At 45.6% G+C, this 23794-nt stretch carries 20 protein-coding genes; 13 read left to right on the top strand and 7 right to left on the bottom strand.

Annotation, left to right across the window (positions count from 1 at the left end):
• Positions 1-271 precede the first annotated feature (271 nt).
• The 6 genes from P2W83_RS03790 to P2W83_RS03765 are packed head-to-tail and all read left to right on the top strand — an operon-like array spanning position 272 to position 7654.
• Positions 272-1690 (top strand): oligosaccharide flippase family protein, encoded by a 1419-nt coding sequence (locus P2W83_RS03790; RefSeq protein WP_276132363.1) that lies wholly within the window; start codon positions 272-274, stop codon positions 1688-1690.
• A complete protein-coding gene (locus tag P2W83_RS03785; protein WP_276132362.1) occupies positions 1687-2886 on the top strand; it encodes a glycosyltransferase family 4 protein in 1200 nt (399 codons plus the stop codon). Before P2W83_RS03790 ends, P2W83_RS03785 begins: the two co-directional genes overlap by 4 nt.
• A gap of 26 nt (positions 2887-2912) precedes the next feature.
• A complete protein-coding gene (locus P2W83_RS03780) occupies positions 2913-4469 on the top strand; it encodes a hypothetical protein (protein ID WP_276132361.1) in 1557 nt (518 codons plus the stop codon).
• Entirely contained in the window at positions 4466-5422 is a 957-nt protein-coding gene (locus P2W83_RS03775) for a glycosyltransferase family 2 protein (protein WP_276132360.1), read from the top strand. Before P2W83_RS03780 ends, P2W83_RS03775 begins: the two co-directional genes overlap by 4 nt.
• 8 nt (positions 5423-5430) lie before the next feature.
• Positions 5431-6513, top strand: a complete 1083-nt coding sequence (locus P2W83_RS03770) for a glycosyltransferase family 4 protein (protein ID WP_276132359.1) — start codon at positions 5431-5433, stop codon at positions 6511-6513.
• A 19-nt stretch (positions 6514-6532) separates the two neighbouring features.
• Positions 6533-7654 carry a DUF1972 domain-containing protein gene (locus tag P2W83_RS03765; RefSeq protein WP_276132358.1) on the top strand — a complete coding sequence of 374 codons (1122 nt, stop codon included), beginning with the start codon at positions 6533-6535 and terminating at the stop codon, positions 7652-7654.
• 44 nt (positions 7655-7698) lie between these two features.
• Here P2W83_RS03765 and P2W83_RS03760 read toward each other — a convergent pair whose 3' ends face one another.
• The 3 genes from P2W83_RS03760 to paaZ are packed head-to-tail and all read right to left on the bottom strand — an operon-like array spanning position 7699 to position 11924.
• Positions 7699-8472, bottom strand: a complete 774-nt coding sequence (locus tag P2W83_RS03760; RefSeq protein WP_276132357.1) for an enoyl-CoA hydratase/isomerase family protein — start codon at positions 8470-8472, stop codon at positions 7699-7701.
• Positions 8473-8516: 44 nt separating this feature from the next.
• Positions 8517-9854, bottom strand: coding sequence for a YCF48-related protein (locus tag P2W83_RS03755; protein WP_276132356.1), 1338 nt, complete (start codon positions 9852-9854; stop codon positions 8517-8519).
• Between the two features lie 15 nt (positions 9855-9869).
• Complete coding sequence (gene paaZ / locus P2W83_RS03750) at positions 9870-11924, bottom strand: phenylacetic acid degradation bifunctional protein PaaZ (RefSeq protein WP_276132355.1); 2055 nt, start codon at positions 11922-11924, stop codon at positions 9870-9872.
• Positions 11925-12048: 124 nt separating this feature from the next.
• Between paaZ and P2W83_RS03745 the strand changes: the two genes are divergently transcribed.
• Complete coding sequence (locus P2W83_RS03745; RefSeq protein ID WP_276132354.1) at positions 12049-13533, top strand: hypothetical protein; 1485 nt, start codon at positions 12049-12051, stop codon at positions 13531-13533.
• A 2-nt stretch (positions 13534-13535) separates the two neighbouring features.
• On the opposite strand, the gene P2W83_RS03740 is transcribed toward P2W83_RS03745, so the two are convergent.
• Positions 13536-14318, bottom strand: coding sequence for a Rieske (2Fe-2S) protein (locus tag P2W83_RS03740; RefSeq protein WP_276132353.1), 783 nt, complete (start codon positions 14316-14318; stop codon positions 13536-13538).
• 149 nt (positions 14319-14467) lie between these two features.
• Here P2W83_RS03740 and P2W83_RS03735 point away from each other — a divergent pair, with 149 nt between their 5' ends.
• From P2W83_RS03735 to P2W83_RS03710, 6 genes are all read left to right on the top strand, one after another.
• Entirely contained in the window at positions 14468-16612 is a 2145-nt protein-coding gene (locus P2W83_RS03735; protein ID WP_276132352.1) for a tetratricopeptide repeat-containing sensor histidine kinase, read from the top strand.
• Between the two features lie 68 nt (positions 16613-16680).
• Entirely contained in the window at positions 16681-17538 is an 858-nt protein-coding gene (locus P2W83_RS03730) for an OmpA family protein (RefSeq protein WP_276132351.1), read from the top strand.
• Positions 17539-17976: 438 nt separating this feature from the next.
• Complete coding sequence (locus P2W83_RS03725) at positions 17977-18519, top strand: hypothetical protein (protein WP_276132350.1); 543 nt, start codon at positions 17977-17979, stop codon at positions 18517-18519.
• Positions 18520-18672: 153 nt separating this feature from the next.
• Complete coding sequence (locus P2W83_RS03720; RefSeq protein WP_276132349.1) at positions 18673-19182, top strand: hypothetical protein; 510 nt, start codon at positions 18673-18675, stop codon at positions 19180-19182.
• 106 nt (positions 19183-19288) lie between these two features.
• The gene (locus P2W83_RS03715; protein ID WP_276132348.1) at positions 19289-19972 is read left to right on the top strand and encodes a sensor histidine kinase; all 684 of its coding nucleotides are present in this window, start codon (positions 19289-19291) and stop codon (positions 19970-19972) included.
• Complete coding sequence (locus P2W83_RS03710) at positions 19962-20636, top strand: response regulator transcription factor (RefSeq protein ID WP_276132347.1); 675 nt, start codon at positions 19962-19964, stop codon at positions 20634-20636. Before P2W83_RS03715 ends, P2W83_RS03710 begins: the two co-directional genes overlap by 11 nt.
• 13 nt (positions 20637-20649) lie before the next feature.
• Here P2W83_RS03710 and argH read toward each other — a convergent pair whose 3' ends face one another.
• Genes argH through argB form a run of 3 tightly spaced genes read right to left on the bottom strand, consistent with a single transcriptional unit; the run spans position 20650 to position 23794 of the window.
• The gene (gene argH, locus P2W83_RS03705; RefSeq protein ID WP_276132346.1) at positions 20650-21945 is read right to left on the bottom strand and encodes an argininosuccinate lyase; all 1296 of its coding nucleotides are present in this window, start codon (positions 21943-21945) and stop codon (positions 20650-20652) included.
• The gene (locus tag P2W83_RS03700; RefSeq protein WP_276132345.1) at positions 21942-23012 is read right to left on the bottom strand and encodes a M20 family metallo-hydrolase; all 1071 of its coding nucleotides are present in this window, start codon (positions 23010-23012) and stop codon (positions 21942-21944) included. Before P2W83_RS03700 ends, argH begins: the two co-directional genes overlap by 4 nt.
• Positions 23009-23794 (bottom strand): acetylglutamate kinase, encoded by a 786-nt coding sequence (gene argB, locus P2W83_RS03695; protein WP_276132344.1) that lies wholly within the window; start codon positions 23792-23794, stop codon positions 23009-23011. Before argB ends, P2W83_RS03700 begins: the two co-directional genes overlap by 4 nt.

The raw sequence follows: 23794 nt of genomic DNA, 5'->3' as shown, positions 1-23794 counted from the left end.
ACTGCAAACAAAAAGAAATAAGCGAGCCACGCCCAGAGAGCCTTGCGTGTTTTCAGGTTATGCCAGGTTAGTTTCGCATCGCCGCCTAAAAACCAGGCTACCGAAAGCGATATGACACCAACTGACGTATATATAAAAGGAAAAGGAATAACGAAGGGGAGGCAATAGAGTAAGATAAGCTGTATGTGCCTGAACCATCCTACGTTGAGCATGCGCAAAAGTAGATAAAAATAGTAATTTTGCCGCCCGGTCCGGCGCACAACATCTTTCTGTGAAAAACAATCTCATAAAGCTAATATTTTCCTCAGGTTTGCAGGCATTGGCGGTCCAGGTGTTAGGAGTTTTGTTTTTTTATGTCATCGCCCAGTATCTCTCAAAAGACGATTTCGGTATAATAAACGGTGCCAACGCAAAGGCTGTAATGCTTACCACCCTGCTCAGCTTCGGTATGGACCAGGTGGTGGTACGAAGGATCGCAGCCTCCCGTAGCTCTGATTGGGCTGCAGCAGCCTACCTGTTTCATGCGTTCGCGGGCTCTGTATTAGTATTCCTGTTGTTACTGCTAGGTAGCCGCCTGTTTAGTGAGCAGGTAAATGTGCTTGTATACTTGCCATGGTTTTTTGCAGCGCAGGCTATTACGTTTATTGGTGCGCCACTTAAGCAATTCTTAAATGCCAAACAGCAGTTTGCTCCCTACGGAGTAATAGCAGTATTCTCGAATGTGCTGAAAATTTGCTTGGCATTTTACCTGCTTAGATCACAACAACTGTCACTGATGACGGTGGTGGTGGTTCTGATGGTGTGCGCTTTGTTGGAGTTTATTGCTTTATTGATATATGTGTTGAGGAAGGCGGATTTCAGTTTCCGATTCAAGACGCTGGCGTATAAAAAACTTATCCGCGAGTCGCTGCCACAATATGTTTCTGTGATCTTCGATTCCAGTTTATCGCGGATGGACTGGGTGCTGTTGGGATTTTTGAGTACCGCGGCCATGACCGCCGACTATGCGGTGGCATCACGAGCGTTTGAGGTAGCCAGGCTGCCGCTAGCTATCATTGCCCCAATACTTTTGAGCCAGTTTGCTCGTATGCTCGCCAACAACCGAATGAGCGAGGATAAACAAGAGTTGGTAAAGCAACTGTTTACTCTAGAAATGTTTGTGGCGATGTTAATTCCACTCGTGGGAAACATTTTGTGGGCGCCTGTGCTGGATTCGTGGTTTCATGGAAAGTACGGTTCGGTGAACGCAACTGAATTTTTGTTATTGTCTATTTGTATACCCTTGCAGTTTGGTATTAACCTTTTGTGGACCCTCAGTTTTTCGGGCAGGAGGTACAAGCAGATATCAAGTATTACTATTTACAGTGCCATCACTAACATCGTAATAAGTGTGGTGCTGATCCCAAAGCTGGGAAGTCTAGGGGCGGCCATTTCTTTTCTGACCACTTCGGTGCTTCAGCTGGCCGGCCACTATTTCTTGGTGCGCAAAAACCTGATGGCGGCGCCTATTCACACGTTCTTTCTGTTTCTGATAGTGGCTGCCGCAAGTTATGCTGTTTCGATCTACCTCACCGATTCAATAATTGCCCGGGTGCTTATTTCTGTAGTGTTGTATCTTGGCTTGTCTCTGTTGTTCAGGCTAGTTAGCAAAGAACACATGCAGACTCTAAAACAGTTTACCAGGCGATGAATATTCTTTATATCTGTGATGAATACCCACCGGGGCGTCATGGGGGCATAGGCACGGCCGTGCAGTTGCTGGCCCGCCAAATGGCGAAGCTGGGACATAACGTTGTGGTTGCAGGTTATTATGACTGGGGATATGAAGGTCTGAATGAATTTACCGACAATGGTGTTAAGGTCTACCGTTTCAGGCGCAAGCTGAGCTCGGGGCTTTTCTCAAAACCTAATGCGTTGACGACTCGTGTTGCTTACCGGTTTTTGAAATCATCGGGAGTGTTCCAATGGGATATTAATATTAGCCTAAAACGTTACCATCATTTTTTAGAAAATATTATTGCAAAACATAAGATCGACATAGCTGAGGTACCCGACTACCACGATTATATGCGTTTTTGCACGACCTATACTCCGTTCCCCGCGCTTTCAGTGCCCACGGTAGTGCGGCTGCACGGGTCGATCACTTATTTCTCGCGCGAGGCAGGTATACAACCTCCGGCCTATGTGAGGCAAATGGAGCGCGAGTTGCTATTACAGGCAAGTGGTGTTTTCAGTGTTAGCAGGTATACCGCGCAAAAAACTGCTGAATACCTGGAAGTGGGTAAGAATATCGATGTGATCTACAATGGTATTGATACCAGGACCGCTATCAACGCTGAAAAAGTACCCGGGAGAGTCATTTTTACTGGTTCGCTGGCACATAAGAAGGGAATTTATCAATTGATGCAAGCCTGGAACACTGTTTACAAACAAGTGCCCGGTGCCGTATTGGAGATATACGGTAAAGGTCCTGTAAAAAAGATAAAACGATTCCTGACGCGTGACGCCAAAAACAGTGTTCGCTTTAACGGGCATGTAAGCAGGTCCGATCTTATGACAGCCCTGGCGCAAGCCAACGTAGCCGTGTTCCCGTCGTTTGCTGAAACCTTCGGATTGGCAGCCCTCGAGGCAATGGCCTGCGGTACCGCGGTAATATTTACTAACCGTACTTCAGGACCAGAGGTCGTTGAGGATGGTAAGGACGGCTTGCTGGTAGACCCGGCTAATATCGTGGATATAGCAAATAAGCTCTGTCTTCTGCTGAAAAACAAGGAACTTTGCACCCAATTAGCTGAAAACGGCAGGCAAAAGGCGCAAGAAAAATTTGACATTGTTCATATTGCTAACCAGCACCTGGCGTATTACAACCGTTTTGTGACTGTGTAAAAAACCTTATCGCTCGTAGGGCATCAATGGATAACAAGCAGAAAATACAAGGCAGGGTAGACTGGGTATTCTTTATATTCCTATTCCTCTTTACCAACCAGGCAGTACTAAGTCTGAAGGTGGCGGGCTTAGTGTTCATATACCTGCTTCGACCGAATTTCAAATTCGGTTTGTCGCAAGACCGTTTGCCTAAGTTCTATTTATATATCATATTACTGGCTGCGATCAATCTGCTGGTGCATGTGCGAGAATTTTCAAGTGGCTACCTGGCGGCGTTCTCGGTTGGTAGTTTGTTATGGCTTTTTGCTTTTTTAGCATATCACCAGTTAAAACTTCACCTGGAACGTTATGGCCCCGAAGGCGTTTATGAAACTTTGAAAGCGTTTACCCTCGCCAACGTGCTTTTTAGTTTCTGGCAACTGGGTAAGATAATTCTTATTACTGGTAAGCTTAATCCATACAGTGGCCTACCGTTCCCATACGGTATGTCCACCGGCGACAACATCTTTGGCTTCTTTATGCAGAACTCTTACTACAACATGATGGTAAGTGCGATGCTGGGCGTTTATTTCATATTCAAGCGAAATTTGCTATTCTCGGTATTGTCGGTTATTACCCTGATGCTGGTGTTTGGCAATATCGGTACTATCGTGTTTGTTGCTTCAGCAGGTGCCTTGCTGTTGACCGGTATCATGAATGAAGTAACAAGTGGCCAGTACGGATGGTTACAACGCCTGTCGCCACCCGGAAGTTACAAGGTCTACATTCCAGCAATGTTGTTGTTCGTAGGTGTCAGTTATGCATCGCTTTCGCCCGAAAATTTCAGGTATGCTGTCAAAAAAATGCAGGATAAGGTATTTGCGCTGAAAACAACGGAGAAGAATAATTTCCGAACAATGATCTCGGCAGATGAACCCGATACAGCGGTATATAACCCTTTTGCGCCCAATGCGCCAGAGATCACTGAAAAAATAGCCAAAACGGAGGTAACCTTAAAAGACCTTGAAAGTCAGGCAAAGACGGCGCCGGAGGACAAAAAACTTGAAGCGAAGAAGAAGTTGACGGAAGATTATATCCTACGTTTCAAAGGCAAGTCGCTGGCGATGGTAGAGGCATTTAATTATGTAAAGTCATCGCCACCTGCACTGATGTTGGGTGCAGGTACCGCCAGGTTTTCGTCTCTGACAGCACAAAAAGTGGCTGGCTTTGATTCAAGCCGCTTATTTATGAATGTGCTGCCGCACTACCGGTCGCCGGAATACGCGGAGAACCACATGCTTATTATAGAAGGACGTATAAAAGCCCACAGCAAATATTTCTCGAATGCTAACTGGCCCGATAGTTTTTTTGCACAGCTAGTTAGTGAGTACGGGCTGCTAGGTGTCATCACGTTCCTTGTCTTTTACGTGTATTATTTTGTAAAACGGCGCAAATATTGGACTTACGGCTTTTGGTTGTGTATCATGATCATACCTTTTGCGCACATGACCTACTTGTTTGAGCCGCTATGCGTAATGGTGTTTTTTGAATTGTTGATGGAAGCGGATATTAAAGAACAGGAATTAAAAGAGCAGCAGCAATGAAAGATAGATCCCCGATGGTGACAGTATTGATGCCTGCCTACAACGCCGGACCGTATATCCGTGAGGCGGTAGATAGTGTGCTGGCTCAGACCTATACTGACTTTGAGCTATTGATCATTAACGACGGTTCGAAGGACGATACTGCCAACATACTGTCGACATATACCGACCCTCGTATAAAAGTGCTGCATCAGGATAATATGGGACTGGTGAAGACTCTAAATAAAGGATTGTCGATTGCTCAAGGTACACATATAGCACGTTTTGATGCCGATGATGTTTGTTACCCGCACAGGTTGCAAGTGCAGGTAGACTTCATGCAACAGCATCCTGATCATGTGCTGGTAGCCAGCGAGGCTGATTATATGGACGAGCAAGGGAACTTCATATTCACCTATAAGCTGAAGGATTACGAGGACAGCGCAATACGTGCCAGCGCCTTTAAAGAATGCCCTTTCATCCATTCAACCGTTATGTTTATTAAAGACGCAGTGGTGAAGGCCGGCGGGTATGATGCACGTGCGGTTACCTTCGAGGATCACCTGCTTTGGCGAGACCTCGTGCCTTACGGCAAAATGGAAAACCTGCGCCAATCCCTGATCAAAGTCCGGTTGAATCCTGAATCTGCAACCATTGATGAAAAATGGAGGGGTAAAGAGTTTATTGAGCTGAAGCAACGTTCAATTGAAAATGGATCGGTAAGTGATGCTGATTATCAGCTGTTGAAAGACATATTAAAAAGCCAGAATTTTACAGCATATAAAAAAGCGGCATATCACAGTATGCTGGGTAAGAAAAACTTATGGAATCAGCACCGTCCGGAACTGGCCCGTGAGCATCTGAGAACAGCTATTTCTATTATGCCCCGTAAAGCAGAGCCTTACGCATTATATTTGCTTTCTTTTTTGCCCCAGGGCCTGATCGAATGGCTGTATAGCCAGATGAAAAAATAGACTTGTACATGAGGATCGCATTTATTGCACGTGCTACATTATACACAACACCGGGTGGTGACACCAAGCAGATCGATTTCACAGCCCATTACCTGCGCACGCTGGGAGTAGAAGTAGATATTTTTCCCACAGATAAGCCGATAGACTACACCCAATACGACCTCCTGCACTTTTTTAATATCATTCGTCCGGCGGATATTCTCGGGCATATTGAAAAGTCAGGTAAGCCTTATGTGGTTTCTACCATTTTTCTAGACTACGGCGAATATGAAAAGAAGGCGCGTGGCGGTGTTATGAAATGGATGAATAAGATATTCTCTGAAGACCAGATAGAATATATAAAAGCCATCGCGCGCAGATTGAAAAATGGTGAGAAGATAGGCAGTAGTAAATACCTGGTGTGGGGGCACCGAAAGTCTATACAGTACGTAGCAAAGCATGCAGGTATATTGCTTCCCAACTCGGAAAGCGAGTACCGCCGCTTTGCAAAAAAATATAACCTGGAGCATGCCTATCGTGTGGTGCCCAACGGCATAGACGAAAAAGTGGCTAAGCAGGTTAGCAAGCGTAATCCTAAATATGAGAATGCAATCCTTTGCGTAGCCCGTATTGAGGGTCGGAAAAACCAACTGAATCTCATCCGTGCACTCAACAATACTCAGTACAGGGTGCAGATACACGGCAAACCTTCGCCCAACAACATCGGTTATTTTGAGCAATGTAAGAAGGAGGCGGCGTCAAACATTCATTTCTCCAATTGGTTGACGGAAGAGGAGCTTTATGAAATGTATCATTCAGCTAAAGTGCATATACTGCCCAGCTATTTTGAAACAACAGGTCTTTCGTCTCTGGAAGCCGCAGTGATGGGTTGTAACATAGTAGTGACCGATAAGGGGGATACAGTAGATTATTTTGGAAAAGATGCCTGGTATTGTGAGCCTGACGACACACGGTCTATTAAAGCCGCGGTAGATGCGGCCTACCAGGCGCCTTACAACCCCGCTTTCCGTGAGCGTATATTAAAGGAATATACCTGGGAGCGTGCTGCGGAAGAAACTTTTACCGCATATAAGCAGGTTTTAAAAGATTAATGTTCCTTTGCAATCGAACATGAGCGAAATAAGTCTGAAGGTCGGCATTCTAGGAACGCGGGGCATACCCAACCGTTATGGTGGGTTTGAACAGTGTGCCGAGTATTTGGCTGCCGGGCTGGTGAAGAAAGGCCATCGTGTATGGGTGTATAATTCGCATAATCACGAATACCAGGAAAAAGAGTGGAATGGGGTGGAGATCATCCATTGTTACGACCCTGAGCATAAGTTAGGTACGGCTGGGCAATTTATATACGACCTCAATTGCATCAACGATGCGCGTAAGCGCAACTACGATGTATTACTACAATTAGGCTATACCAGTAACAGTATATGGTACCGTCGCTGGCCAAAATACTGCAGTAATGTAGTGAACATGGATGGCCTGGAATGGAAGCGCAGCAAGTACAGCAAGCAGGCACAGAAGTTTTTGAAGGTGGCCGAAAAATGGGCAGCTCAAAACGGTGATGTGTTGGTGGCAGATTCCGTCGGTATCCTGCAATATCTAAAAGAGACTTACAATAAGGACTCCTTCTTTATTGCATACGGAGCGGAAATCTTCGATAGTTTTAGACCCGATGTATTGTCTAAATATGGCATGCAACCGTTTGGCTACGATATGCTGATAGCCCGCATGGAGCCTGAGAATAACATCGAGATGATCATCAGGGGGCATGTTGCCAGTGAAACTGACAAGCCTTTACTAATAGTGGGAAAGACTGGTAATGAATTTGGCGGCCATCTCTTAAAGAACTATGGAAAAGCCCGTGGTATCCATTTTCTCGGTGCTATATATGATACCGAGATCATTAATAACCTTCGTTACTATTCACGTCTGTACTTTCACGGACACTCAGTGGGTGGTACCAATCCTTCATTGTTGGAAGCTATGGGGTGCAATGCGCTGATCGCTGCTCATGCTAATCCTTTTAATCGGGCAGTCCTCGGTGAAGATGCATTTTACTTCTCTAGTGAGGATGAACTGGCAAGCACTATCAGGAATTTTAGCTCGAAGCCAGCGTATGAGTCGAAGCTTAAGAATAATATAGAGAAAATACGCACCAGGTATAACTGGCCGCGGATAGTAGATGAATACGAAGCCGTGTTGCAGGAAGCGGTAAGACGCAAAAAGGAATTATAAAAAGAAAAGCTACCGTGGAGGTAGCTTTTCTTTTTTGTCGCCAATTATCTTACTGTTTTTGCTTTGAATTTGTTGATGGCATTGCGGGTGAATTCGCTCAGCACAAGACGGCCGCTAACCGCGGCGCGATCCGCCAGCAAAGTGTCCCAATGCTCAGTACCCTGCCAGAACACTTTCTTGAGTGAAGCCATCGCTTCTGGGCTGCTGTGAGACAGGCGCTCTGCTAACGCTTTTACAGAATCATCCATTTCTTCAACGCTGCCGTGCAATTCTGCATACAAGCCGTGTTTCTTAGCCCACTCAGCAGAACGCCATTCTGTAGCGTCGATAGCCAGCTGAGAGAAAGAAGACAGACCTACTTTGCGTTCAACGGCTGGGCCAACTACGAAAGGACCAATACCTACTGCGAGTTCGCTGAGTTTTACTGCCGCGTCTTCTGTTGCTATCGCATAGTCAACTGCTGATGCCAGACCAACACCGCCACCTACAGCTTTGCCCTGTATGCGGCCAATGATGAATTTGTGGCATTTGCGCATCGCATTGATCACGTTCGCAAAACCGCTGAAGAATTTCTTGCCTTCAGCTTCGCTAGAGATCGCTACTAGTTCGTCGAAAGAGGCTCCTGCACAAAATGCCCTGTCGCCTGCGCTACGGAGGATGATCACCTTTACGCGGTCGTCAATGCCTATATCGTTAATGGTTTTTGCCAGGTCGTTAAGTATGGCAGATGGTAATGAGTTGCTGGACGGGTGAAAGAATTCAATTGTCGCTATACCGTGTTCTATTTCGCTACGCACGTAGCCTTCAGAATGCTGCATTAGTCACTGTTTATTATGCAAATATAAAGGCAAACCACATGCTTTTAGTGCTGCAGGACAAATTTCCGGACAAACGGTATTTCGTCGGTACCGAGCCAGACCATGTAGGCACCGGGCGGCTTGTCAGAGCCGTCCCAAACATAGGTATAACGACCCGGAGCCAGGTATCCACTCATGATCCGCTGAAAGTGCCGTCCGTTGATATCGACCACTTCCAGTGCGGCGTTAGTAGTATGACCTAGTTCAAATGTGATCGTTACAATTCCCCGGGCGGGATTGGGGGAGACGGGGTGGAGTTTATGAGCGGCATCATAGGAAACAGCCCGGCGAGGCACTTCAGTTGCCCACCCCGGCACGTATTTTAACACCCCTGAGCCGGTGGTGGCGTATAGTGTGCTGTCATTTACCCTGAAAATCCTGTTCATGTTATAGGCCTCGGGAGGTGTCTGGTAGGTCCACGTCTTACCGCTGTCAACAGTCTCAAACAAGCCCTGGTACCAACCTCCGACCCAACCTACAGCCGGGTTAATAAAACCCACGGCCTGCGTTCCGATAGTAAAGCTGAGAGCAACCTTTCCTATATGTATCATAGACCATGATGCGCCCCCGTCTACAGTTTTGAGTATGCAAACCGTATCGGGATAATAGTAAGGCTCGATGGCTGCGAATCCGAGGCTATTATTAAGAAATTGCAGCTTCCATATCCTGCCACCCATTACGGAGTCAGTATAGGCAGTTGTCCAGCTGTTGCCTGCATCTGTTGATTTGAGAATGACGCTGTACCGTTTGCTGTTGATAAACTTTCCGCCGGCAGCAAACAGTGTTTGCGCATCAATGTTTATGATATCCACTAGACACGTGGCCAGTGTAGTATCAATATAATTCACCTGCCAGGTCGCGCCTGCATCGGTACTTTTATAAACCCTTGCGGTAGTTGATGCCCACCAGCCAACAGCATAAAACTGGTTGTTGCCGTAGTGACTCATGCCACATACCCGCGCAACGCCTGTATCGGGAATGTTTGCTGAAATATTTGTCCACGTTTCCCCTTTATCAGTGCTACGTACAACGACGCCGTTCAGCGCGCCGGCAATGCCGACCTCGTGATCATCCGAAAACTCGATGCTGCGTACCGTCGGGTTGTTTTGCATTTGGTGCTTCGTCTCCCAAAGACCACCGGCATTGACCGTTTTAATGATCTTACCATCGCCTGATGCGAGGAAGCCAGTATCCTTGTCAAAGAACCAGGTATCGCTGAAACGGTTGGTGTTGCCCAAAGACAGGATCGACGGCTCCCAGTGATAACCTTGTGCGAAAGAATGCAATTGCAGCAAGAAACAGGCTGCTGTATAAAGCAGCCGTTGTAAACAACAAGCGGACATATAGGACAGGTTTGGTTACTCCTGGTTCCTTTTCTTCACCATTGTTAGGATAGTGGCGATGGCTACCGTTTCACCGGTTTCGTCGTACACGTCTACCAGCCACTTTACAATGCCTTTGGCGATATCATCTCCGGTGCGTTTCTCCTGGTCTACTTTTTCTTTCACGGTTAGTTTTACGCCGATCGTCATTCCGGGGTATACCGGCTTCGTGAAACGGGCTTCGTCGATACCGTAGTTCAGCAACACCGGGCCTTTCTTTGCATCTACAAAAAGGCCGGCTGCTTTTGAAAGAACAAAGTAGCCATGCGCTACGCGACCGGTAAATATGGTGCCTTCCAACGAAGTTGCATCCATATGTGCGTAGAAGTTATCGCCACTCACATTGGCAAAGTTAGTGATGTCGGCTTCACTTACTGTGTGTTTATGTGTAATAACTGTGTCACCAACTTGTAAATCTTCGAAGTGCTTGCGGAAAGGATGAACCTCTGTTTCATTTTGTTTAGCTCCCTGCTGATAAACGTTAGTGATACGCGTAATAGTGGTAGGAGAACCTTGGATAGCCGTGCGCTGCAGGTAGTGCAAAACACCGCGTTTTCCGCCCATTTCTTCGCCACCACCGGCTCGACCGGGACCACCATGTACCAGTAATGGCATAGGTGAACCGTGACCAGTGCTTTCTTTAGCGCAGTCGCTATTGAGTACCAGTATACGACCATGCATAGAGGCGGTGCCCAGCACAAATTCTTTAGCTACATCATCATCAGCAGTAATAACCGAACATACCAGCGAGCCACGGCCCATCTTGGCTAGTTCTATCGCCTCGTCTATAGTATTATACGGCATCAAGGTAGATACCGGACCGAAAGCCTCAATATTGTGACAGTCGAGCTTATGGAACGGATCGTCGTTGAAGAACACCAGCGGTGCCAGGAAAGCGCCTTTTTCTTTGTCCGCACCTACCACTTCAAACTTTTCCAGGTCACCGATCACGATTTGCTGTGACTTGGCAAGCTGCTGCACCTTTTCGCGAACCTCGTTGCGTTGCGAAAGGCCCGCCAGCGGTCCCATACGCACACCTTCCACCGAAGGGTCGCCGACAGTAGTGCCTTTAAGCCGTTTGCCTAATGCTATTTGCACATCTTCCACCATATTGGCAGGGACCATGATGCGACGGATGGCCGTACACTTCTGACCCGCTTTGGTAGTGATCTCGCGTGTTACTTCTTTTATAAAAATATCAAATTCAGGACTGGTAGTTTTTACATCAGGACCCAGCACGCAGCAGTTGAGCGAGTCGGCTTCGAGGTTGAATGAAACACCTTCAGAAATAATGCGTGGGTGCGACTTTAGCGATTGGCCTGTAGATGCTGAACCGGTAAACGTAACTACATCCTGTGTTTCGATGCTATCAAGGATGCCACGTGCGGAACCGCAGATAAGTTGCAGTGAGCCTTCGGGCAAGATGTTTGACTTAATGATCTCTTCAAAAACCGCTTCAGTAAGGAACGACGTAAGTGTTGCAGGCTTCACGATGGCAGGGACGCCTGCCAGGAGGTTTACGGCGATCTTCTCCAGCATACCCCATACCGGGAAGTTGAAGGCGTTGATATGTATGGCAACACCTTCACGCGGCACCATAATGTGATGGCCGATAAAGGTGCCATTCTTTGACAGTTTTGCGGCTTCGCCATCTACATAAAAGCGTTCGTCGGGAAACTGGCGGCGCAAGCTGGCGTTGGCAAACAGGTTACCAATACCACCTTCAATATCCACCCATGAGTCTGACCGTGTAGCTCCTGTTAAAGCACTGACCTTATAGAAATATTCTTTACGCTCCATCAGGTGCATGGCCAGAGCCTTCAGCATGCGGCCACGCTGGTGGAAGGTGAGCTTACGCAGGGCAGGACCGCCAACCTTGCGCGCATAGTTCATCATAGCCCCGAAATCCAATCCCTCGCTGCTGGCTGTATAGATAGCTTCGCCGGTGATGGCATTGTGCAAAACATCACCTTCTTTTTTGGCGGTCATCCATTTGCCTTCGGCGTAGTTCTTCAGTTGTGTAAGCGCCATAAATTAGTATTGTGGAAATATTTAAAATCTTTCGCGATGAGGCTGCAATTTATAATATTTACAAGGAATTAGCTGCCCGTCCATGTCCGAAACCACTGCAAGTAGCCATCGTTACGACAGATACTTGAAAATTTTAACAATCCTGGCCATTGCCGGGGGAGTATTAGTGCGGTTGATCATTTACCTGCAGAACAGGAATTTGCTCCTTGATGAGGCAAACGTAGCCCGCAACCTTTTTGAACGTGGCTTCGGTGGGCTAGCAAAACCGCTTAGCTACGAACAGTATGCACCACCGGTATTTCTATGGATAGAGAAACTGAATGTCGTGCTTTTCGGGTTTGGTGAATATGCATTGAGATTATATCCATTGCTGGCTGGTGTAGCATCAGTTTTTGTGATGCATGCACTTCTCAAACGGCTGATGCCTACAAGGGCGTTGTGGTTTCCATTGCTGCTGTTTGTGTCGACACATATGCTGATACGCTACTCATCGGAGGTAAAACAGTATATGCCGGATGTTTTCATTTCACTATCGCTGCTTTTGATGGCGTTAAGAATGGATATCGGTAAATATTCAACGACAAAATTTGCTACAACCTGGTTTTTGATCGGTTCGCTTGCTATCTGGAGTTGTATGCCTTCTGTATTCGTGCTGGCGGGTGTAGGATGTTTCTACGGGTGGATATCATTTAGCAGAAAGGAATATAAGCGACTGGTTGCGGTAATAGTTACAGCTATATTATGGTTGGTGCAATTTGGTTTCTACTACATGGCCGTATTAAAGCCGCAGGCAAATTCTGACTACTTACAGAACTTTCATCAAAATGATTTCCTCTTTGCCACTCCGGATAATGCAGGCGAATGGATGCATAACTGGGCGGTGTTTAACGCCTTGTTGAAATTGATGGGCAAGTGGCCGTTAATGCTAACGGTGTACATGGCTTTGGTGATAACAGGAGCGGTGAGCTTAATTCGAAATAATATTGCAAAGGCATTTCTGCTGTGTGTGCCGATAGGCGGCCTGCTTGTGGCGGCCGCGCTAAACCAATACTCACTGATGCCGCGTGTAGCGCTATTTTCGGTGCCGCTGTTTATGTTGTTGATAGGCGTTGGGTTTGAAGCCGCATTGAGAATTAACGTGCGTGAGTGGAAGCTTGCCATGGTTGTATTGGGAGTATATTGTATAGCCGGCGATATCTCTAAGAGCATTACAACTCCTTATAAATATGAACAGCTGACAGAAGGGCTGAATTATACCGTTCAACAGGGTATTCGTGGTCACGATGTCTACCTGCATCACTCCAGCGTGCCAGCATTTATTTACTACACAGAAATGCATCCCAACAGAGATAGGTACAGAGATCTTATAGGAGCGAACAGGCTTGGCTGGGATACCTATTATCCACTGCTTGGCTTTGAGCTAAAAAATAAACAACCTGCGGACAGACCCGTCGCACTTTTGTTTACCAATGCAACCTATACTCAATCGGCTGCGTATGCTGAACAAGTAAGACGATACGTACCTGAAATTGGTCGTCTCGAAAAAGACTACATAAAGGTGTTCGTATTTGGGAAGAAAAAGAAAGCAACAGTACAGCGCGGGGAATAGTGTTACGGTTTTAACAGTATTTTATTGCCTTCGACCCGTAGATCATAGGTTTTTATCTTAGACTTTGCAGGGCCGGCGTTTACATCCCCGGTTGCTACGTTGAATTGCGATCCATGCCAGGGACATTGTACTGTACCGCATATCATGCTGCCACCGGCAAGAGTTCCGCCTTTGTGAGAGCACCTGTCATCGAAAGCAACAAATCCTTTTTCTGTTTGCGCTATAACGATCCTCTTACCATTGAGGTGTACCAACTTCATCTGGTTGAGTGATATTTCGCCAATACTAGCTACCTGGACCTCGTTTTGCTGTTCGCTGAAAGACGCTTCATTCCATTTGCCTGCGCCTGCATACCTGATATCAACGCCTATCTGGTTGCGGTATACGAGTGTGCCTCCCATCCATCCGGCAATAGTTAGCACTACAATAGCGACGATCTCGAGCGATAAATGCAGTAGGGAAAGTGTGTTATTATCCCGCATCAAATAGATGACTAAAAAAATAAGAAGCACTGTAGAATTTAGTAGCCCGTGTTTAGTGGCGCGTGTTTTGGCTGAGCTGTTAGGAGGCACTGTAGCGAAATAATCGATGATGCCAGGGATTGCCGCCAATATGGCTCCTATAATGCCGGCGAGGTTTAGGTACTTTGCTACTAACAAGTGCTCTTCATTATTGTTCATTACGAAAAGCATATCGAATACTAAAGTGCCGACAAAAAAAGCGATTGGGAAGGCCACTAATATGGGATGCAGTGGATGACTTTTGAAGTTGGCTTTGCTTTTCATACTGTATTTTGATTGTGAGGCATAAAAATTGAGCCGCGCAAAGTTGGAAGTGTCGATAAAGTTCAAAGTTTCCTAAGTTTGTCGTAATCAACCGGTTTGGAGCGCCTAGTTTCATTGGCTGGTTTTAAGACATAATAAGTAGCCATCCAATGAGGGTCATCGTTTTTGTATTAATACCATTGCTGCTGCTGGTAACGGTAGGGAAGGGGAGCCCCAAAACTGATAGTTTGCGTGCTGTGTTAAAAACACGTAAGCAAACTGATACGGTGAAGGCATTGCTTTATCTGCAACTGGGCAATGAGTACGAGTTGTCTGACGGCGACTCGGTGCTGAAATACGGTAACCTGGCGTATGAAGTTTCGTTAAGGACCCGATTTAAGAGAGGCGCCATAAATGCATTGGAAGTGCTGGGGGCTGGCCATCAGGTGAAAGGCCGCTATGATAGCGCGTTACATTACTATTCCAGATCGTTAGCGTCGGCTAAAGACACAAAGCTGGTGCAATCCTATGCCTCTAAGTACAATCATATTGGGAATGTATATTTTTTGACGGGGAGGTATAGTGACGCCAAGATATATTATGACAGTGTTGTACACACCGCCACCCAATACAAAGATGACATACTGCGGGCAAAAGGTCTTAGCAATATTGCTAATGTATACTATAAGATGGGCGATTATGCTACCGCTCTAAAATACTATCTGCATGGGCTCGAGATACAAGAGCAACTAGGTATTCCAGAAAACATGGCTTCTGATCTTAGTAATATAGCCAATGTATATTATCGGTTGGGTCGCTATAACATGGCCAAGTCGTATACTGACAGGGCCATGGCATTGCACCGCAAGTCGGATAACAAAGAGCGGATCATCGGGTCTCTGACTACGTATGCGATGATCTATAATGACAAGAAGCAGTATGATTCCTCATTGCTTTATTTGTCAGAAGCTATGCAGCTTGCCAGTGAAATGCAAAGTCCTTATCTGGAAAATATACTAAAGGGGAATATTGCGGAATGCTATTTGAAAAAAGGTGATTATGAGCGAGCGGAAAAACTATACAGTGAATCGCTGAATATGTCAGGAAAGCTTGGTGATGCAGAGGGCGTGGCTTTTGCAAAAGCAGGATTGGGTGACGTATTCATCAATACCGGAGCGACCAGCAAAGGGAATCAATATTTGAGGGAAGCACTTGCTGAGATGAAGCAGCTGGGGATCAAAGAGCAGGTAGTCTCGATAGCAAAAAAACTGTCTGAGAGTTATGAACGCGTGGGTGATAATAAGAATGCGTTGTTTTTTTATAAGCTACAGGTATCTGTCGAAGACAGCCTGAAAAAGCAACACACGCGCGAAGAAGCCGCGCAGATGACGTTCAACTACGATCTGTCGAAAAAAGAGAGCCAGATAAAATTGCTGGAGAAAGACAGATCGATCATTGCCAGCAAAAACCAGAACCAAAAGATCATTGTGTGGGCTTCGCTGGCTGGTATTTTATTGTTGTCTGTTGTAGCCTACCTGTCGTATCGCAATTGGAAGAATGAAAAACATAGCACGTTTCTTATACTCGGTCAGAACGAAGCCCTGGAACAACAGTCTTTAAGGCTCTCGGAATTAAACGATTTTAAAAACGTCGTTTTTTCGGTACTTGCTCACGATCTGCGTGGACCGGTAAGTGGACTTACCACTACAATGGAAATGCTTGATGCCGATGTGATGACCACCGAAGAGTTTCTCTCATACCGGCACGAATTAAAAAATAGACTGCAGCCAGTCAATATGCTGCTGGAAAATTTGCTGTATTGGGCGAAAAGCCAGATGCAAGGCGAATCAGCACCGCAAATAGAACGACTGAATATCAGGCGAAAGGTGTTACGTGCCATTTCTGTACTTGGCGATAGTGCTCACGGTAAACACATCGACATCGATAATATGGTTCCTGACAATGTTTGGGCATTCGCTGATCGCGACCATGTTGATATAGCCATGCGCAATATCATTTCTAACGCCATTAAATTTACTCCTCCGGGAGGGCGTGTAAGTTTATCATCGTCTATCAACGGCAATATGCTGCAGATCAATATTGCAGATAACGGAGTGGGAATGTCTCAGGATACTATAGCAAATCTTTTTACTAAGACGGGCTTGGTCAGCATGCCTGGTACAGCTGGCGAAAAAGGTACAGGCATCGGCCTCAGGCTGTGTTATGACTTGATCAGGAAGAATAACGGAGATATAAAAGTGTCGAGCACTCCAGGCAAGGGTACCACTTTTGTAATTGAACTGCCGGTTGCATAGCTGTCGGTACAATATTTTTAAATTCACCTCGTTACAGTACCTTTAGTTCACTCAATAACCAGAACAGTATGAAATCATTGTCCTTAGTTAGTCTTTTTGCAATAAGCACACTAGCCGTTGGCTGCGTCAGTCAAAAAAAATACAACGAACTGCAGTCGCGTCACAACCAGCTACAAACGCAACACAATGCGCTAACCAGCCAGAACCAGCAGTGTCAGAGCGATCTGTCGTCTTCAAAAACACGTATTTCCAGCCTGGAAGATCAATTGACTTCTGAGCGAGCTAACCTTAGTTCGCTGCAGGCGGCGCTCGACAAATGTCTTACGGCATCAACCCAAGGCGGCGTGAATATTGCCAAACTTGTAGACGAGATCAATGCCTCGAACAAATACATACAGCACCTGGTAAACCTGAAGAACAAAAGCGACTCGCTCAACATGGTGCTTACCAACAATCTTACCCGCTCACTGGACCGCGATGAGCTACAAGATGTTGATGTAAAAGTGCTGAAAGGTGTTGTTTATATATCTCTTTCTGACAACATGCTGTATAAGACCGGCAGCTATGAGATATCAGAAATTGCTGGCAATACGCTGGGAAAGATAGCGAAAGTGATAAAAGACTATCGCGATTATGATGTGCTTGTGGAAGGCAATACCGACAACGTGCCTATTAACAGGCCGAACATCCGCAACAACTGGGACCTGAGTGCTCTCAGGGCGTCTTCTGTGGTACAGGCGTTGCAAAATAGCTATGGTGTTGACCCTAAAAGGTTGACAGCAGGTGGTAGAGGAGAATACAATCCAGTTGCAGGCAATGATACTGAGGCGGGCAGGACACGCAACCGCAGAACGCAGATCATTGTCACGCCAAAGCTGGATCAGTTCATGGATCTGATAGAAAAGGCGCCAGACAGCAAGGAATAACCAATACTCCTTTGTATAAGACAATTGAAAGGTCCGGATCATTCGGGCCTTTTTTATGCCAATCTTTATAAAAAGAAAGCGGCAGCGCGAAAACTGCCGCAGGTAAGATGAGAGGGTTTATGCGATCTATTCTTTCACCAGTTTACATCTTTCGGGACGATAGCTTCGCCAGTCCGCCCCGATTTCTTTTTGCATCTCACCTTGGGAGTGAAACGCTTATCTTAACCCTGCTACAAATTTCCACCTCTCGTTGGAATTTATTCGCAGTCGAAAAGCTGATTTTTTAAATTTTTTTATTGGCTGTGTTTTGTGTTTTTGGTACTGACTAGTACCGTTAATTAACGGTACAAAAAACTGTTTTTCAGCTCTAGTTAGATTTACGAGGGCGGTTTATCTTCACTTTGGTCAAAACCTTACTATTATAAAAAATAAATTTTTATGAAAAACCGAGTTCTGCTGATCCTGGCTGGTATTACATTGGCTTTTGCATGTAGCAAGAAAACTTCGCAGCCGGATAAAAATGTCAAACCTCTCAAACCCGAATTGGATTTTAGCCAATATGCCGAAATGGGGCTTGACTCTCCTTTTATTCCTGTAGACACTGCAAATGCGATGATAGGGAGCTATCTGAATAGCATTAATGGCAATAGTGGCAATAATGGGAATACCGGCTACGGTCAGAGTCAGAATATCAAATCATTTATCGTGGACGCAAATGCCCTGAGATTTTATCTCCAGAATACGAATATCAGGTACGTTAAGCTGTTGATGGCACATAAACTGAATTACATTAACAAAGGTGGAAAGAATAAAGATGCCGGTTATCGGGGTGATGCCTTAACTATTGTAATATCTGGATTTGATTCGAGCAATAACTATATTTATAGTCCCCAGGGAGCTGTGCTGGATTTTAGTGCTCCGTGTCCGAATAATTGTCCGGGAACCGGAACTGCATCGAATGATCTATTACCACCTAGATAGCGTAATTATGCAATGACGTCGAGTATTTCGTATGCAATATATCTTGGCGTTATCCTTGTTTCTTTTTTAATAGGGGTTTGGAGATTCAATGTGCTCCGTAATGGGGCCAGGATGATCGTGGTGTTACTTGGGTGCACACTATTAAGTGAATATGTGGCAGACCTTTTGGCTGTGAAGTATCACAATAACATGGTCGTTTATCATGTATTGGCGCCGCTCCACTTATTCCTTGTTTCGCTGTATTTTAACCAAAGCATCCAAAGTTTCAAGGAGCGGCATATAGGATGGTTTATTGGTCTGGGGGGCTTCGCTATTGCGTTGGTGAGCAGTATTTTTTTGCAACCAGTAAAGGAATTAAATTCCTATTTCCTTTTGTTTGCAGGTTTTGTCATCATTTCAATGTGCCTTTATGCGTTCTATAAAATACTCGAGAACGACGAGATTGGCACGCTGAATAATCCTCACTTCTGGTTCAGCTTTATTTTGCTGTTTTTCTGGAGTGTGACATACCTTAATTGGTCGGTTTATCAGCTTCTGAGTAAGAAAGTGGTGGAATATATGGCCTTGGTAGGGTTTGCTTTGCCAATCATCAGTGCGATTACGTATATCGGGTTCGGAGTTGTGTTTTTACTATATCCTAAAATGAAAAAACTTGGACGATAATTACCTCGTAGTGGCGGTGATAGCGGGTTCAGTCATGTTGACGCTCCTGGTATTTTACCTCACGATCTTTATGGTGATTCAAAAAAGCAAAAACCGGAGGCACCAAATGGAAAAAAATGAATTAAAACTACGCTATGAGAACGAATTGCTGCACACTCGTCTCGAAGTGCAGGAGCAGGCGCTGAACCAGGTATCGCAGGAGATACATGACAACATTGGACAATCGCTTAGTGTGGCCCAGGCTAACCTCGATTTTCTGACGGGTGTAAGCGATACTGCGCAATCCCAAAAGCTTATTGACGATTCAAGGCGCATCCTGCACAAAGCGCTGAACGACCTGCGGAATGTTAGCCATGTATTGAACAGCGAGAATATTAACAGGATCGGGCTTGAAGAGTCGCTGAAAAAAGAATTGGACTACCTTAGCGCTTATAATAAGATACAGTTTTATTTGCATGCTGACGGTGAACCTGATTCCTTGTCGAACGAGCAAGAGCTAATGATATTTCGGATAGCACAAGAAGCATTGGCTAACATTATTAAACATGCTGAAGCCAGCGCGGTGCAGATAAGGCTTGAATACAAGCCAATGCATTTTGAAATGTGTGTTGAAGACAATGGCGTTGGCATAAAGAACGATGAGAAGAATGGTAATGGAAACGGTAATGGAAAAGGAATTGGATTGATAAATATGAAACAACGTGCCAAAGTGATGAACGGCCAGCTGAGCGTAGTTTCGCCTCCGGCAGGCGGAACGATTGTGACACTAAATTTGCCCTATGACAACTAACCAGACAGTTTATATTGCTATAGCAGACGACCATGAAATGTTTCGCGATGCGATCAAGAATATCGTATCTACCCTCCCTGATTATAAGATCACAGTTGAAGCAGAGAACGGGCAACAGCTGATAGAACGTCTACAACGTTCTGAGATATTTCCGGAAATATGCATATTGGACATACAGATGCCGGTGATGAACGGTTATGAAACTCTTGTGGAATTGAAAAAGCGCTGGCCAGAGTTGAAGGTATTAACACTCTCAATGTTCAATCATGAGTTCAGCATCATAAAAATGCTGAAGAATGGTGCTAACGGTTACTTGCTGAAAGGCGCTAAGCTAGCAGAGGTTCACAATGCACTCAGGGATATCCATGAAAAAGGCTATTACAGTTCAGAGCTCGTGACCAGCAATTTCTTTCAACTAGTACACAATGCACATGAGAACCCTTTGCTCAAGATCAACGAGCGTGAGATACAGTTTTTAAAATACTGCTGTACCGAACTTAACTATAAGGAGATTGGTAAAGCCATGGGGGTAAGTGCCCGAACCGTAGAAGGGTATAGGAATACCTTATTCGACAAATTAAACCTGCACACGCGTGTAGGCCTGGTGATGTTTGCCATTAACACTGGTATTGTGTCTGATGATTTGCTACAGATGCATACATAGCAAATATCCAGAACTACTGTATTTTCTCCATCGCTACCCGCATCATTGTAGCAATCTTATTGTTGCAAAGATTGCCGATGCTGCCTTCATGTGTGTGTTTGAGCGCGCCATTGAAAGTGAAAGTTCCTTCCGCAACTTCATTGCCTACCTGTTTATAAGCATCGCGGAATGGGATGCCATCGTTCACTAGTTGATTGATCTTTTCGACCGTGAACAGGTACTTGTACTTTTCATCTTCCAGGATGCCGCTTTTTACTTTGATTTCGCTAAGCATGATCATTATCACATCGAGGCAGGATTTCAGATCCTCGATAGCAGGAAACAGAATTTCTTTGGTTAACTGAAGATCACGATGATAGCCTGAGGGCAGATTGCTGGTCAGTAGCGTCAATTCGTTGGGTACCGACTGTATGCGGTTGCATTTTGCTCTTATCAGCTCAAATACATCCGGGTTCTTCTTGTGCGGCATGATGCTGCTACCTGTCGTTAAATGATCAGGGAAGGAAATGAAACCAAAGTTCTGGTTCATATACAGGCATACGTCCATGCTGAAACGCGACAGCGTAGCTGCAATACAGCTCAAAGCCATTGCCAGAACTTTTTCTGACTTGCCGCGGCTCATTTGTGCATACACACTGTTGTAGTTCAGGTTGCCAAAATTCAGTAGGGTTGTGGTGGTTGTCCTGTCTAATGGAAAGGATGAACCGTATCCCGCGCCGCTGCCCAGCGGATTTTTGTTGATCACGTTATATGCTCCAGCCAGCATTTCCATATCATCTACCAGGCTTTCGGCATAGGCCCCGAACCACAGTCCAAATGATGAAGGCATGCCAACCTGCAAGTGGGTATAACCAGGCAACAGAACATTGTTGTGTTCGTCGCTTAGTTGTATCAGCTTATTAAACAGGGTTTGTGAAAGTTGTTTTACATGGTGAATTTCATCGCGCAGGTATAGTTTAATATCGACAGCAACCTGGTCGTTACGGCTTCTTCCAGTATGTATTTTTTTACCAGATTCACCCAAACGGTCTGTCAGCATGGCTTCTATCTGCGAGTGGATATCTTCGCATTCGTTATCAATAGCAAAGTCGTTATTATCTATGTCTGAAAGAATATTCTTCAGTTCAGATTCAATAACCGCGTGCTCACCTTCTGTCAGCAAACCAACTTTTTTCAACATTGCAGTATGGGCAAGGGACCCAATTGCATCGTGTTTTGCCAGTAGCAAGTCAAACTCCCTGTCTCTGCCTACGGTAAAGGCGAGTACCTTATCTGAAACTGCGGTGCTTTCTTTTTGCCAAAGCTTCATAAAACCTGGTTTAATAAGTTGATGTAGATGTTTATGCCTTGTTCGATCTCGTGCAGGTAAATAAATTCATCTGCGGTGTGGCTGCGTGCCGAATCTCCCGGACCCATTTTTAAGGCAGGGAAGGGCATGAGCGCCTTGTCGGATAACGTAGACGAGCCAAATGTTTGAAGTCCTAAGGAACGACCTGCATTTACTAACGGGTGTTGCATGCCAATGGAGGTAGATTTCAATCGGAGGCTTCTCGGCTCGACAGCGCAACTCACGTTGCTTCGAATAGATTCCAATACTTCGGTATTCGCATAGCACTCATTGAGGCGGACATCTACTGTAAAACGACATTCGGCAGGAATGACATTGTGTTGTTGACCCGCCTGTATCATGGTTACAGTCATTTTCACCGGACCTAGAAGATCCGACACCTGCGGGAATTGGTAGTTGTTGAACCACGAAATATCCTGCATGGCTTTGTATATCGCATTGTCGCCTTCGTTTCGCGCTGCATGTCCAGCTAGGCCATGAGCTAAACAATCCAATACCATCAGGCCTTTTTCCGCTACTGCCATCTGCATTTCGGTGGGCTCGCCTACTATTGCGGCTGATATCTCTCCCAGTTCAGGGAGTAGAGCTTCAATACCGTTCTTGCCAGATATCTCTTCTTCTGCCGATGCTGCAAATACAAGGTTGTAGGCCATGTTTTTGCGATCGTAGAAGTGCATAAATGTTGACAGCAAAGCGACAAGGCTAGCGCCTGCGTCGTTACTGCCCAGTCCGTATAGCTTGCCATTTTCTTCGATAGGAGCGAATGGACCCTTCGTGTACCCCGCGTTCGGACGTACTGTGTCGTGGTGTGAATTAAGTAATAATGTCGGCTTGGTTGGATCAAAATGCAGGCTTCGTGCCCACACGTTGTTCATGAGCCTGCTTGCCCGGATGCCTTTGCCTTGCAAATAGGTATGCAATAATGCCGCCGTGCCCTGTTCTTCCTTGCTAAAGGAAGGGATCGCTATCAGCTCCTTCAAGAGCTGCACTGCATCACGGGATAGTTCTTTATTAGCGTTATTACTCATTGTATTTGTGTGCCGGTTTTGCCCGCTATCAGGTCGTCCAGATCATCTGCATGACCGATAATAACTCTCGATACTTTTGTTCTGACTGCCGCAAGCGCATTTTCTACTTTGGGTATCATACCGCCCGAAATGGTACCGTCTGCTTTCAGATCGTTATAGGTAACCTGGTTTATGTTGGCGATGACAGATGCGCCATCATTCACGTCGGATAACAGTCCTTTTTTCTCAAAACAATAAACCAGCTTTACGGGCATAATATCTGCCATTGCTTCGGCTATTTTCTGTGCTATGGTATCTGCGTTGGTGTTCAGCATTGTTCCTTCACAGTCGTGCGTCAAGGGTGCTAATACAGGTGTTAGCCCGGTGTTCAATAGCTGCGCAAGCATGAATCCATTAACGCCATCCTTTTTAACATCACCTACATAGCCAAAGTCAACCTCTCCGACCAGACGCTTGTCTGCCGCTAGTATATTGCCATCAGTACCAGTGAGACCAATCGCATTGCATTGTAAGGCCTGCAACCGTGCAACTATTTTTTTATTTATCAGCCCCCCATATACCATTGTCACCAGGTCCAGCGTTTCCACATCGGTGATGCGTCTTCCATTATGGTATTTAGATTCAATACCCAGTTTGTTGCCAATAGTTGTCGCGATCTTTCCACCGCCATGCACCAAAATCTTTTTCTCCTTTATTTGCGAGAAAGACTGTAAGAACGAAGAAAGCTTCGCTTCATCGTCAATGATATTACCGCCTATTTTAACTACTATCAACTGTTCCAT

Origin of the sequence: Polluticoccus soli, assembly GCF_029269745.1 — a bacterium.
In the GTDB taxonomy this organism is placed as follows: domain Bacteria; phylum Bacteroidota; class Bacteroidia; order Chitinophagales; family Chitinophagaceae; genus Polluticoccus; species Polluticoccus soli.
The sequence above is the reverse complement of the archived record's forward strand: the minus strand, read 5'-3'. Positions and strand labels throughout refer to the sequence as shown.

Coding starts and splice junctions, on each gene's coding strand:
- argH (WP_276132346.1), bottom strand. CDS start 21,945: ATGAAGCTTTGGCAAAAAGAAAGCACCGCAGTTTCAGATAAGGTACTC.
- P2W83_RS03735 (WP_276132352.1), top strand. CDS start 14,468: ATGAGGGTCATCGTTTTTGTATTAATACCATTGCTGCTGCTGGTAACG.
- P2W83_RS03715 (WP_276132348.1), top strand. CDS start 19,289: ATGGAAAAAAATGAATTAAAACTACGCTATGAGAACGAATTGCTGCAC.
- P2W83_RS03755 (WP_276132356.1), bottom strand. CDS start 9,854: ATGTCCGCTTGTTGTTTACAACGGCTGCTTTATACAGCAGCCTGTTTC.
- P2W83_RS03740 (WP_276132353.1), bottom strand. CDS start 14,318: ATGAAAAGCAAAGCCAACTTCAAAAGTCATCCACTGCATCCCATATTA.
- P2W83_RS03760 (WP_276132357.1), bottom strand. CDS start 8,472: ATGCAGCATTCTGAAGGCTACGTGCGTAGCGAAATAGAACACGGTATA.
- P2W83_RS03765 (WP_276132358.1), top strand. CDS start 6,533: ATGAGCGAAATAAGTCTGAAGGTCGGCATTCTAGGAACGCGGGGCATA.
- P2W83_RS03725 (WP_276132350.1), top strand. CDS start 17,977: ATGAAAAACCGAGTTCTGCTGATCCTGGCTGGTATTACATTGGCTTTT.
- P2W83_RS03770 (WP_276132359.1), top strand. CDS start 5,431: ATGAGGATCGCATTTATTGCACGTGCTACATTATACACAACACCGGGT.
- argB (WP_276132344.1), bottom strand. CDS start 23,794: ATGGAACAGTTGATAGTAGTTAAAATAGGCGGTAATATCATTGACGAT.
- P2W83_RS03710 (WP_276132347.1), top strand. CDS start 19,962: ATGACAACTAACCAGACAGTTTATATTGCTATAGCAGACGACCATGAA.
- P2W83_RS03700 (WP_276132345.1), bottom strand. CDS start 23,012: ATGAGTAATAACGCTAATAAAGAACTATCCCGTGATGCAGTGCAGCTC.
- P2W83_RS03785 (WP_276132362.1), top strand. CDS start 1,687: ATGAATATTCTTTATATCTGTGATGAATACCCACCGGGGCGTCATGGG.
- P2W83_RS03780 (WP_276132361.1), top strand. CDS start 2,913: ATGGATAACAAGCAGAAAATACAAGGCAGGGTAGACTGGGTATTCTTT.
- paaZ (WP_276132355.1), bottom strand. CDS start 11,924: ATGGCGCTTACACAACTGAAGAACTACGCCGAAGGCAAATGGATGACC.
- P2W83_RS03775 (WP_276132360.1), top strand. CDS start 4,466: ATGAAAGATAGATCCCCGATGGTGACAGTATTGATGCCTGCCTACAAC.
- P2W83_RS03730 (WP_276132351.1), top strand. CDS start 16,681: ATGAAATCATTGTCCTTAGTTAGTCTTTTTGCAATAAGCACACTAGCC.